Genomic DNA, 11119 nt, shown 5'->3' with positions numbered 1-11119 from the left:
TTTTTTGCAGACTACTTCCTAGTCTTAATGTTCAATTGCTTTTCTTTATCAGAGAGGAAGTTTTCCATTTCCGTCAGAATGTCTATATCCAAACGTTGAGAAAGTTCTACTAGCCACCAGATATTTTCTGAAAGTTTTTGTTCCAGTGTGTAGGGTGTTTCATCATAGTAGCGTCCTTGCTTTGTCATCACCAGTCGTTGGAAATTTCCAATATCATTAGATAAAGCCAAGAGGTCTTCTTCTACCGTCCACTTGGAATCATGATGCTTAACTTCTAGTTCGTGATAAGCTTGTCGGATTGTCCCACAGCGCTCCACTAATTCTTGCAACTCCATAGTTAGCCTCCTCATAAAAAATTGCGACATCCTCGAAAGGACGTCGCAACGTGGTTCCACCTTCATTTATGTTCCTCAAAAAAGAGGGACACCTCTGATTGGCTCTAACGTGGCCACCGTTTTATGTTTTCATAAAAAACTAACGAGTAGTATCAGTTTAGGCCTCCTATGCGTTTCCAGCAACCACGCACTCTCTAGTAGAAAGGAACTAAGTGACTTGTCTCTATGGATTATTATAGCATGATTGTGAAAATTTTCAAGATATTTGTAGATTTTTTTGAATTTCCTTGTTGGAAAGGCGTTGGTAATCAGCTATGGTAATATTAGCAGAAATTGACAATCTTAATTGTGTTAGTGAAGCAAAGAGAAAGAAAGTAAATCTGTTGACAAAGATGTTAGTTATTGGTAGAATAGGGATTGTCGTAAAGACAAATAACTTCTTCTTGGTTGCAGGCATGCCAACCTGTCACTCGGATGAAGCCAAATAAAAAGGAGAAACATCATGGCAATCTCAAAAGAGAAAAAAAATGAAATCATCGCACAATATGCACGTCACGAAGGTGATACAGGTTCAGTAGAGGTTCAAGTTGCTGTTCTTACTTGGGAAATCAACCACCTTAACGAACACATCAAACAACACAAAAAAGACCACGCTACTTACCGTGGATTGATGAAAAAAATCGGTCGCCGTCGTAACTTGCTTGCATACTTGCGTAAAAACGACGTTAACCGTTACCGTGAGTTAATCAACTCTCTAGGACTTCGTCGCTAATTCAAGATACAAAGGCCGTCAAAAGCGCAAAGCAAAAATAGGAAAATTGACGAAGAAACTTCAGTTTCTAGGAGATTTTATCTTTTTTGCCAAGTGCTTAGGCCGTGTTCAATTGAGCATATCTTGATAATGAAGCTACTCTAAATTGGGTAGCTTTTTTGTATGGATTTTAGACAGAGCTCAAGTTAGCTCTCTGATTTTCAGAGGGCTTTTTTATGTTATCAACTTACCTTGGTATACTCAAGTATTATCTTCGGTTACGGTTCCTAGCACTGTAAGGTAAAATAAACCAGAATGATCTCCCTTCGGGGAGATTTTTTTGTTTCACTGAAAGTTTCGTACATTCTTCTCCTCGCCGTCTAGTCTATAAACGTTTTATCCAGCAAGAATCATGATGCTAAGGGCGTAAGAAATCCGTATGAAAATAGGGAAATGACACAGTGTTCGATGAACACAAGGAGTTTCATCTTTTTCACTAGGATTTTATCCCAAGCTCAAATCAGCTCTCTGATTTCAGAGGGCTTTTTTATTGAGGTTTTATCGGTCACAATTTTGGAGACTACAAAAACCTCAAATGGTATCAGCTAATTACACCATAAAGGTGCGTAGCTACTCGGAGAGCCCACACTTTACGAAGTAAAGTATAGTATGTTATACTTTACATGGAAGTAGTCACCGAATTCCAGTTAGAAATTACTATGTAACTACATTTTGAGGAGGAGTAAAATGCTTTCCTACGTTCGACATTACCCACTAGCGATAGCTAAATTAATGTGTCTGTGCTTCCCTAAAATCTGCTGATTTATTACTGACTAATACAGGAGTTTTTTATGGCACAGACAATCATATCTGCTATTGGTGTTTATATTTCCACCAGTATCGATTATTTAATTATTTTAATTATTTTATTTGCACAGCTATCACAGAACAAACAAAAATGGCATATTTATGCGGGGCAATATCTAGGCACAGGCTTACTTGTAGGGGCGAGTTTAGTTGCTGCTTATGTCGTTAATTTCGTGCCTGAAGAATGGATGGTTGGATTGCTTGGTTTAATCCCTATCTATTTAGGGATTCGCTTTGCAATTGTTGGAGAAGGTGAGGAAGAAGAGGAAGAAATTATTGAAAGATTAGAACAAAGCAAGGCAAATCAACTGTTTTGGACAGTTACATTGCTGACAATTGCGTCTGGCGGAGATAATTTAGGTATCTATATACCTTATTTTGCTTCGTTAGATTGGTCACAGACCCTCGTGGCCTTGCTTGTGTTTGTAATCGGCATAATTATCTTATGCGAGATTAGTCGGGTATTATCCTCTATTCCGTTAATATTCGAGACAATTGAAAAATACGAGCGAATCATTGTGCCCTTAGTATTCATTCTACTTGGACTATACATCATGTATGAAAATGGCACGATAGAGACTTTTCTGACCGTGTAGATTTTTTTGTTTCACTAGGATTTTATCCCGAGCTCAAATCAGCTCTCTGATTTTCAGAGGGCTTTTTACGTTGTCACCTTACCTCGATATACTCAAGTATTATCTTTACTTACGGTTCCTAGCACTATAAAACCAACTATATTCATTTGTTCTCATCTTGTTCCATTGTTGAAAATATGGTATACTTTTCATGAGAATTTTCTAAATTTTTAAGATTCTATCAAAGGAGGTTTGCATGCTTTCCAAATTTTCTGGAAGCCGACAAGACCAGCAATTTGTGTTACTTTTAGTTGTTTTGCTAGGTATTTTAGGGATTTCTCTCTTTCTAGCAGTTTCAATGGGATCTGTTGCGATTGATCTAGGAGATACCTATCGGATTGTTTTGAGCAGGTTGGGATTTCCTCTTGAGATAGGAGAGGTTTCCAAGTCTACTCTTGCCATTGTATGGAACATGAGATTCCCCCGAGTATTGTTAGGTTTGATAGTGGGGGCTGGTCTTTCTATGTGTGGTAGCGTGATGCAGTCTACAGTGAACAATCCCATCGCAGAGCCTTATGTCTTAGGAATATCTGCGGGTGCAACTCTAGGGGCAACATTGAGCATCATTCTTGGTTTAAAAGTGATGATTAGCCTTGGAGCTTTTCTTGGAGCTATCTTGGCAACAATTGCTGTCCTCATCATTGCCTCTATGCAGGGAAGGATGACGACTTCTAGTCTAATCTTATCGGGAACGGTGGTCAATGCTCTCTTTCTGGCTTTTTCAAACTTTATTATCTCAGTTGGAGCTAATGCGGATAGTGTGATGACCATTAAGTTTTGGACAATGGGTTCGCTTGCTGGGACTTCCTGGGCAGACTTGGTCCTGCCAACTATAGTAGTAGGAATAGCCTTTCTATTTTTCTCTACCCAGTATCGTGTTTTCAATGCGATGATGATGGGAGATGAGGCTGCTTTAACTTTGGGAATTCCTTTACGCTTTTATTGGTATCTTTATGTGACAATGGTGGCTGTGCTGACAGCAGTCTTAGTGGCAACCTGTGGGATTATTGGATTTGTCGGTCTGATTACTCCACATTTAGCTCGAGGGTTAGTAGGAACGAATTACAAGAGGCTTTTTCCTGTTGCAACCTTGCTGGGTGCCCTCTTTGTGGTCTGGGCAGACGTATTCTCTCGTATCATCATCCCAAACGCTGAGCTGCCTATTGGTATTTTTACAGCCTTAGTAGGTGCTCCCTTCTTTATCTACATTGTTGGAGGTAGGCGAAGGGAGGTGAGGGGCTGATATGGACTTGATTTGTCAGGATATCCATTTTGGACTAGGAGAGAAAAAAATCCTCAAAGGAGTCTCTCTTAAGGTTGAAGGGAATCAATTTCACACGATATTAGGACCAAATGGAAGTGGGAAAACCAGTCTACTTAAACTCCTCTATCGTCAGGAAAAGGCGGACAAAGGATTGATAAGCCTAGATGGAAAGCCTCTGGAACAATGGACGCTCAAAGAAACAGCCAAGCAAATGGCAGTTGTGACCCAGTTTAACCAGCTGCAGTTTGATTGTACAGTTGAGGAACTCGTCTTGCTGGGAAGAACTCCCCACCTCTCTTTCCTACAAAAGGAAAGGGAAAGGGATTATGCCCTCGTTCAAGATGCCCTCGTTAAGGTGGATATGCTTGAGAAGAAAACTCGTCTCTATTCGTCCTTATCAGGGGGAGAGAAACAGCGAGTCTTACTAGCCCGCGCCTTGGCGCAAGAACCGACTCTCTTGCTCCTGGACGAACCAACCAATCACCTGGATATCAGGTATCAGCTAGACTTGTTGGCCATTGTGAAAAATCTCAAGGTCAATGTTCTAGCTGTCCTACATGATATTCAACTTGCTTGTCGCTATTCGGATTATCTCTATCTGATGAAAGAGGGGGAAATCCTTTACCAAGGGACTCCAAAGGAGACCATCACCTCTGAGTCATTGCAAACTGTATACGGAGTTCAAAGTCAGGTTACTTGGACCGAGGATCAGCAAGCTATGATTCACTATTTATAAGAATGAAAAGGAAAACAAGATGAAAAAAACACTAAGCATTTTACTGGTAACAGTAGCTACCCTAACCATGGCAGCTTGTGGTAATACTACTACAGAAAAAACTACCACACAGTCTAGCACAGAGACAATTCAAAAGGCCAATGCAGAGACGACTTATCCGTTAACGGTCAAGACCTATGACGCGAAAGGGAATGAAGTCGAACAAGTTTTTGACAAGGCACCTGAAAAAGTTATTACCAACAATCTTTCAACTACTGAAATCTTATTGGAGTTGGGGTTGAAGGATAAAATTGTTGGCATGCTCAATCCAGACAATGCTGTGACGGACAAATACAAGGATGCGATTGCGACGATTCCTCAAATTGGTGATAAAAAAACAGTCTCACAAGAGACAGTCCTTTCTTATGAGCCAGACGCTGTGATGGGTCGAAACATGATGTTTTCTGAAAAATCCTTGGGGACAGTTAGCACTTGGAATGAAAACAAAATCCCAGTTTATACTCAAAAAGCTTCTCTCTCAACAATTCAGCAAGATTTGGGGAATATCGTAGAAGATGTCAAAAATCTTGGAATGATTTTTAATGTTCAGGACAAGGCCAATGAATACGCAGCCCAATTACAAACTAAAATTGACGCTGTTAAGAGAGCAAATCCAGCAAGTCAAGGTGAAAAGAAAAAGGCTTTGATTATGGTTGCTTATAATGATGAAACCTTCGGTGCCTACAAGTCTGCTTTGCAAGAAAGTTTGCTGAACCAACTTGGTTATACAAACGTTGCTACGGGGACATCAGGCTTGACCTTGGAAAACCTCGTGTCAATGGATCCTGAATTGATTATCTATGTAACCAGCGACCGCAATAAAAAATTGGATGAAAAAGCAGTAGAGTTGATGAAGGCAAATGCTGTTCTGGAAAGCGTTCCTGCTATTAAGAATCAAAAAATCATGACCATCTCTTACGATGAATTGATGGACTATGGTCCAGCAGTGATTGATTCCCTTGAGAAAATCAATGACTTTATCAATAAATAATGAGTTTGATTGGGAAGGAATTCAAGTCAAAATCAGCCTTCCTTCTAACTACGACCCCAATCAAACCTATCCGGCTATTTTATTGAATGATGGAAACTTGGATTTCCTATCGTCCCTTTCCGAATCTGTGATTTTAGTGGGCTTGACCTCTAAAAATCGCTTAGACGATTACACTCCCTGGAAGGCATCTGCTCTGAGAGATGGGGCTCCAGATTTTGGAGGTCAGGCCAAGGTCTATCATGATCATTTGTTCGAAGGTCTTTTAGACAAGTTGCAGTCGCTTTATCGCCTGGACGAAACTCGCCTTGCTTATGGAGGCTACTCACTAGGTGGTTTGGCGGCAGTCTACAGTCTTTTCAGCTTTGACAAGGTTTCCTGTGTCTTTTCGATCTGCGGTTCCTTTTGGTATCCTGATTTTGTGACTTACTGCAAGGAAGAAAATGTGAAAAATTTGGACTGTTTGCTGTATTTACAGAACGGTCAAACAGAAGGAATCAATCATAGCAATCGCTTGGCTCAAGCACCAGTCTATGCTGAGCAGATCCATACCAGTCTTCAGAAACGCTATCCGAACGGTCAATTTGTCTTTGATCCTTATGGGCACCATGAACAAGTAGCTGAACGATTTCTAGCTTTTTCTAGCTGGTTGGCTCAAAAATGGAAAATCGAATAAAAGATTTATCCCTTGGCTTTTGCCAAGGGATTGTTGTATTTAACTAAGTTTTTCTCTTTTCTTATCTGGATTCCATACGAAGCTTGCGATAAAGCTAAAGATGATGGTTAGGATAGCGAGGATAATGGCAAGGATGAGGGCAGGAACGCGGATAAACCACCAGAGTGGGTTTGGTTTTTTATCATTGTGCCATTGTTTCGTTTCTTGGTCCAAACGTTGGAATTCTGCTTGAATGCGATTGGCGACTGTTTCAATGCCTTCATCATTCATTTTCTTGATATCTGAGATATCGATTGGATTTCCAAAGTTCATATCGACACGCTCACGGCTAACCAAGCCTTTCAAGGTCATGGGACCTGTGTAGGTAACCGGCATGATACGGACCTTGGCCATTTTGGCAATCAGAGCTACGCCACCTTTTACATCGTTTGAGTGACGGCTCCCACTTGGAAACATGATGAGAGAGCGATCACTTTTTTTAAGGACGTTGATAGGGTATTTGATGGCTGAGGCGCTAGGATTTTCACGGTCGATAGGAAAAGCACCGCACATACGAATCCACCAACCAAATATACGGTTGGCAAAGAGTTCTTTTTTGGCCATAAAGATAAATTGTTTTGGCTTGGTCGCAAAGGCCATGTAAACTGGATCCCACCAAGTGCGGTGAGGCGCAACCAAAATATAATTTTCATCTTGATTAGGAATTTTATCAGTATTATGATAGTGGGCATTGCCATTGATGGACCATAGGAGCAAGACAACCAATCCACGTAAATAAGTATAAAACATGCGATCTCCTTCGATTATTTTCTTGTTATTATTATACCTTATCAAAGGAGGGCTGGCAAACTTTTCCCTTGACTAGGTGCATATTTGGGGTGAGATTAGAATTCTTTTAGAAAAAATGATATGATAGAATTTATGGATAAAAATAAGATTATGGGATTAACCCAAAGAGAAGTCAAGGAAAGACAGGCTAAGGGCTTGGTCAATGATTTTACTGCATCGGCCAGTACTAGCACTTGGCAAATCGTTAAACGAAATGTCTTTACCCTTTTTAACGCTTTGAACTTTGCCATTGCTTTGGCCCTTGCCTTTGTGCAGGCTTGGAGCAATCTGGTCTTTTTTGCTGTTATCTGCTTTAACGCTTTTTCTGGGATTGTGACTGAGCTGCGGGCTAAACACATGGTGGACAAGCTCAATCTCATGAGCAAGGAAAAGGTCAAGACTATTCGTGATGGCCAAGAAGTGGCTCTGAATCCTGAAGAATTGATTCTAGGAGATGTCATTCGTTTGTCTGCTGGAGAGCAGATTCCCAGTGATGCCTTGGTTTTGGAAGGCTTTGCGGAAGTCAATGAAGCCATGTTGACGGGGGAAAGTGATTTGGTGCAAAAGGAAGTTGATGCCTTGCTTTTGTCAGGAAGTTTCTTAGCCAGTGGGGCAGTTTTAGCTCAAGTTCACCATGTCGGGGCAGACAACTATGCTGCTAAACTCATGCTGGAAGCCAAGACCGTTAAACCGATCAACTCACGTATCATGAAATCGCTGGACAGGTTAGCTGGTTTTACTGGGAAGATTATCATTCCTTTTGGTCTGGTTCTCTTGCTAGAAGCCTTGATGTTAAAAGGCCTGCCTCTCAAGTCATCCGTTGTAAATTCGTCGACAGCCCTACTGGGAATGTTGCCTAAGGGAATTGCCCTTTTGACCATTACTTCGCTCTTGACTGCGGTTATTAAGCTGGGCTTGAAAAAAGTCTTGGTGCAGGAGATGTACTCTGTTGAGACCTTGGCGCGCGTGGATATGCTTTGTCTGGATAAGACGGGCACCATTACCCAAGGAAAGATGCAGGTGGAGGCTGTTCTTCCACTGACGGAAACTTATGGTGATGAAGCTATTGCTAGCATCCTGACTAGCTATATGGCCCATAGTGAGGATAAGAATCCAACAGCTCAAGCTATTCGCCAGCGTTTTGTGGGAGAGGTTTCCTATCCTATGCTTTCGAATCTTCCTTTCTCTAGCGACCGCAAGTGGGGAGCCATGGAATTGGAAGGTTTGGGAACAGTTTTCTTAGGTGCACCTGAGATGTTGCTGGATTCTGAAGTCCCAGAAGCCAGGGAGGCCTTGGAGAGAGGTTCACGTGTCTTGGTCTTAGCCCTCAGTCAGGAAAAGCTAGACCATCACAAACCACAGAAACCATCTGATATTCAAGCTCTAGCTTTGCTGGAGATTTTGGACCCCATTCGAGAAGGAGCAGCTGAGACACTAGACTACCTCCGTTCTCAGGAAGTGGGACTCAAGATTATATCTGGTGACAATCCAGTTACGGTTTCCAGCATTGCCCAAAAGGCTGGTTTTGCCGACTACCACAGCTATGTAGATTGCTCGAAAATCACGGATGAGGAATTGGTTGCTATGGCTGAGGAGACAGCTATTTTCGGACGTGTTTCCCCTCATCAAAAGAAACTCATCATCCAAACTCTGAAAAAAGCAGGGCATACAACGGCTATGACCGGGGACGGAGTCAATGATATCTTGGCTCTTCGTGAGGCGGATTGTTCTATTGTGATGGCTGAGGGAGATCCTGCGACTCGTCAGATTGCCAATTTGGTTCTCTTGAACTCAGACTTTAATGATGTTCCTGAGATTCTCTTTGAAGGTCGTCGCGTGGTCAATAACATTGCCCATATCGCCCCGATTTTCTTGATAAAGACCATCTATTCTTTCTTGCTCGCAGTTATCTGTATTGCCAGTGCTTTACTAGGTCGGTCTGAGTGGATCTTGATCTTCCCTTTCATTCCAATCCAGATTACCATGATTGACCAATTTGTGGAAGGTTTCCCACCATTCGTTTTGACTTTTGAGCGAAATATCAAACCTGTCGAGCCAAACTTCCTCAGAAGATCCATGCTTCGCGCTCTACCAAGTGCTCTCATGGTTGTGTTCAGCGTTCTTTTTGTGAAAATAGTTGGAAGTAGCCAAGGTTGGTCTGAGTTAGAAATCTCAACTCTCCTCTATTATCTCTTGGGGTCAATTGGTTTCTTATCCGTATTTAGAGCCTGCATGCCATTTACCCTATGGCGTGTCCTCTTGATTGTTTGGTCAGTAGGAGGCTTCCTAGCCACAGCTCTCTTCCCAAGAATCCAAAAATTGCTTGAAATTTCGACATTAACAGGACAAACATTGCCTGTCTATGGTGTCATGATGTTGGTCTTTACCGTGATTTTCATCTTGACCAGTCGTTATCAAGCCAGAAAATAAAGAAAGACTGCAATCTGTGGATTGCGTTTTTTTTAGGTGCAAGATTGCCAGCTGAAATGTGGTATAATAAGAGGTAACAGAGTTTTGGAAAGAGAGAGAAGATGATTTCAAAGAGATTAGAATTGGTGGCTTCCTTTGTGCCACAGGGGGCTATTTTACTAGATGTGGGGAGTGACCATGCTTATCTGCCTATCGAGTTGGTCGAACGAGGACAAATCAAAAGTGCCATTGCAGGGGAAGTGGTGGAAGGCCCCTACCAGTCCGCGGTTAAAAATGTTGAGGCTCACGGACTAAAGGCGAAAATCCAGGTTCGTTTAGCCAATGGCTTGGCAGCTTTTGAAGAGGCAGATCAGGTATCGGTCATCACTATTGCTGGCATGGGTGGTCGTTTGATTGCTAGGATTTTAGAAGAAGGCTTGGACAAGTTAGCTCATGTAGAACGATTGATCCTCCAGCCCAATAATCGTGAAGACGACTTGCGTATCTGGTTACAAGAGAACGGATTTCAGATTGTGGCAGAAAGCATTCTAGAAGAAGCTGGCAAGTTTTACGAGATTTTGGTGGTGGAAGCAGGCCAAATGAAGCTGTCAGCCAGTGATGTTCGCTTTGGTCCCTTCTTGTCTAAAGAGCTCAATCCAGTATTTGTCCAAAAATGGCAAAAAGAAGCTGTTAAGCTAGAGTTTGCCCTCGGACAAATCCCAGAGAAAAATCTGGAGGAACGTCAAGTTCTAGTAGATAAAATTCAAGCCATCAAGGAGGTTCTCCATGCTAGCAAGTGAAGTGATTAACGCGTATGAAGCCTTTTGCCCTCAGGAATTTTCCATGGAGGGAGACAGTCGTGGCCTGCAAATTGGCACTTTGGACAAGGATATCCAAAGCGTCATGGTTGCTCTGGATATTCGTGAAGAAACGGTGGCTGAAGCCATTGAAAAGGGTGTGGACTTGATTATTGTCAAGCATGCGCCGATTTTCCGTCCCATCAAGGATTTGGTAGCTGGCCGTCCGCAAAATCAGATTTACATCGACCTCATCAAGCATGACATCGCAGTTTATGTCAGCCATACCAATATTGACATCGTTGAAAATGGTCTCAATGACTGGTTCTGTCAGATGCTAGGTATCGAGGAAACGACCTATCTGCAGGAGACAGGTCCAGAACGTGGAATTGGACGTATTGGGAATGTTCAGCCTCAGACATTTGGGGAATTGGCCCAGAATGTCAAGCAAGTCTTTGGTCTAGATAGTCTTCGAATGGTGCATTATCAAGAGAGCGATTTGCAGAAGCCTATTTCAAGAGTGGCCATCTGTGGTGGAAGTGGGCAGTCATTCTATAAGGATGCTTTGGCAAAGGGGGCAGATGTCTATATCACTGGTGATATTTACTACCATACTGCTCAGGATATGCTGTCTGATGGTTTGTTGGCATTGGACCCAGGCCACTATATTGAAGTGCTTTTCGTGGAAAAAATTGCAGAGCTTCTTAATCAATGGAAAGAGGAAAAAGGCTGGGCAATCGATATTGTACCTAGTAAAGCATCGACCAATCCTTTCCACCATATCTAGTTAGAAA

The 11119-nt window shown here is 42.1% G+C and carries 11 protein-coding genes; 9 read left to right on the top strand and 2 right to left on the bottom strand.

Features of this window, described 5'->3' with window-relative positions:
• Window positions 1-11 precede the first annotated feature (11 nt).
• The gene (locus FQT24_RS05095) at window positions 12-335 is read right to left on the bottom strand and encodes a MazG-like protein (RefSeq protein ID WP_000422773.1); all 324 of its coding nucleotides are present in this window, start codon (window positions 333-335) and stop codon (window positions 12-14) included.
• A 502-nt stretch (window positions 336-837) separates the two neighbouring features.
• Here FQT24_RS05095 and rpsO point away from each other — a divergent pair.
• From rpsO to FQT24_RS05060, 6 genes are all read left to right on the top strand, one after another.
• Window positions 838-1107: a 30S ribosomal protein S15 gene (gene rpsO / locus FQT24_RS05085; protein WP_001018251.1), complete on the top strand. Its 270-nt coding sequence runs from the start codon at window positions 838-840 to the stop codon at window positions 1105-1107.
• 830 nt (window positions 1108-1937) lie between these two features.
• A complete protein-coding gene (locus FQT24_RS05080; protein WP_143952378.1) occupies window positions 1938-2549 on the top strand; it encodes a CadD family cadmium resistance transporter in 612 nt (203 codons plus the stop codon).
• A gap of 235 nt (window positions 2550-2784) precedes the next feature.
• Window positions 2785-3831, top strand: coding sequence for a FecCD family ABC transporter permease (locus FQT24_RS05075; RefSeq protein WP_143952377.1), 1047 nt, complete (start codon window positions 2785-2787; stop codon window positions 3829-3831).
• Between the two features lies 1 nt (window position 3832).
• Entirely contained in the window at window positions 3833-4588 is a 756-nt protein-coding gene (locus FQT24_RS05070) for an ABC transporter ATP-binding protein (protein WP_125456118.1), read from the top strand.
• 19 nt (window positions 4589-4607) lie between these two features.
• Window positions 4608-5618, top strand: coding sequence for an ABC transporter substrate-binding protein (locus tag FQT24_RS05065; RefSeq protein ID WP_143952376.1), 1011 nt, complete (start codon window positions 4608-4610; stop codon window positions 5616-5618).
• Window positions 5599-6291 carry an alpha/beta hydrolase gene (locus tag FQT24_RS05060; protein WP_049546486.1) on the top strand — a complete coding sequence of 231 codons (693 nt, stop codon included), beginning with the start codon at window positions 5599-5601 and terminating at the stop codon, window positions 6289-6291. The genes FQT24_RS05065 and FQT24_RS05060 overlap by 20 nt, the downstream gene beginning before the upstream one ends.
• A gap of 39 nt (window positions 6292-6330) precedes the next feature.
• On the opposite strand, the gene FQT24_RS05055 is transcribed toward FQT24_RS05060, so the two are convergent.
• Window positions 6331-7080, bottom strand: coding sequence for a lysophospholipid acyltransferase family protein (locus FQT24_RS05055; protein WP_143952375.1), 750 nt, complete (start codon window positions 7078-7080; stop codon window positions 6331-6333).
• A 132-nt stretch (window positions 7081-7212) separates the two neighbouring features.
• Between FQT24_RS05055 and FQT24_RS05050 the strand changes: the two genes are divergently transcribed.
• The 3 genes from FQT24_RS05050 to FQT24_RS05040 all read left to right on the top strand — a co-directional run bounded on the left by FQT24_RS05050 (window position 7213) and on the right by FQT24_RS05040 (window position 11112).
• The gene (locus tag FQT24_RS05050) at window positions 7213-9549 is read left to right on the top strand and encodes a cation-translocating P-type ATPase (RefSeq protein ID WP_143952374.1); all 2337 of its coding nucleotides are present in this window, start codon (window positions 7213-7215) and stop codon (window positions 9547-9549) included.
• 101 nt (window positions 9550-9650) lie between these two features.
• Window positions 9651-10328 carry a tRNA (adenine(22)-N(1))-methyltransferase gene (locus tag FQT24_RS05045; RefSeq protein ID WP_143952373.1) on the top strand — a complete coding sequence of 226 codons (678 nt, stop codon included), beginning with the start codon at window positions 9651-9653 and terminating at the stop codon, window positions 10326-10328.
• Window positions 10315-11112 carry a Nif3-like dinuclear metal center hexameric protein gene (locus tag FQT24_RS05040; RefSeq protein ID WP_143952372.1) on the top strand — a complete coding sequence of 266 codons (798 nt, stop codon included), beginning with the start codon at window positions 10315-10317 and terminating at the stop codon, window positions 11110-11112. The genes FQT24_RS05045 and FQT24_RS05040 overlap by 14 nt, the downstream gene beginning before the upstream one ends.
• Window positions 11113-11119: the final 7 nt, after the last annotated feature.

Source organism: Streptococcus mitis (assembly GCF_901542415.1).
GTDB classification, from domain to species: domain Bacteria; phylum Bacillota; class Bacilli; order Lactobacillales; family Streptococcaceae; genus Streptococcus; species Streptococcus mitis_BL.
Note: the sequence above shows the minus strand (reverse complement) of the source record. Positions and strands in the feature narration are given on the sequence as shown.

What these genes read in the sequence shown, in the direction of transcription:
- FQT24_RS05095 (WP_000422773.1), bottom strand. Translation starts at nt 335, where the DNA reads ATGGAGTTGCAAGAATTAGTGGAGCGCTGTGGGACAATCCGACAAGCT.
- rpsO (WP_001018251.1), top strand. Translation starts at nt 838, where the DNA reads ATGGCAATCTCAAAAGAGAAAAAAAATGAAATCATCGCACAATATGCA.
- FQT24_RS05080 (WP_143952378.1), top strand. Translation starts at nt 1,938, where the DNA reads ATGGCACAGACAATCATATCTGCTATTGGTGTTTATATTTCCACCAGT.
- FQT24_RS05075 (WP_143952377.1), top strand. Translation starts at nt 2,785, where the DNA reads ATGCTTTCCAAATTTTCTGGAAGCCGACAAGACCAGCAATTTGTGTTA.
- FQT24_RS05070 (WP_125456118.1), top strand. Translation starts at nt 3,833, where the DNA reads ATGGACTTGATTTGTCAGGATATCCATTTTGGACTAGGAGAGAAAAAA.
- FQT24_RS05065 (WP_143952376.1), top strand. Translation starts at nt 4,608, where the DNA reads ATGAAAAAAACACTAAGCATTTTACTGGTAACAGTAGCTACCCTAACC.
- FQT24_RS05060 (WP_049546486.1), top strand. Translation starts at nt 5,599, where the DNA reads ATGACTTTATCAATAAATAATGAGTTTGATTGGGAAGGAATTCAAGTC.
- FQT24_RS05055 (WP_143952375.1), bottom strand. Translation starts at nt 7,080, where the DNA reads ATGTTTTATACTTATTTACGTGGATTGGTTGTCTTGCTCCTATGGTCC.
- FQT24_RS05050 (WP_143952374.1), top strand. Translation starts at nt 7,213, where the DNA reads ATGGATAAAAATAAGATTATGGGATTAACCCAAAGAGAAGTCAAGGAA.
- FQT24_RS05045 (WP_143952373.1), top strand. Translation starts at nt 9,651, where the DNA reads ATGATTTCAAAGAGATTAGAATTGGTGGCTTCCTTTGTGCCACAGGGG.
- FQT24_RS05040 (WP_143952372.1), top strand. Translation starts at nt 10,315, where the DNA reads ATGCTAGCAAGTGAAGTGATTAACGCGTATGAAGCCTTTTGCCCTCAG.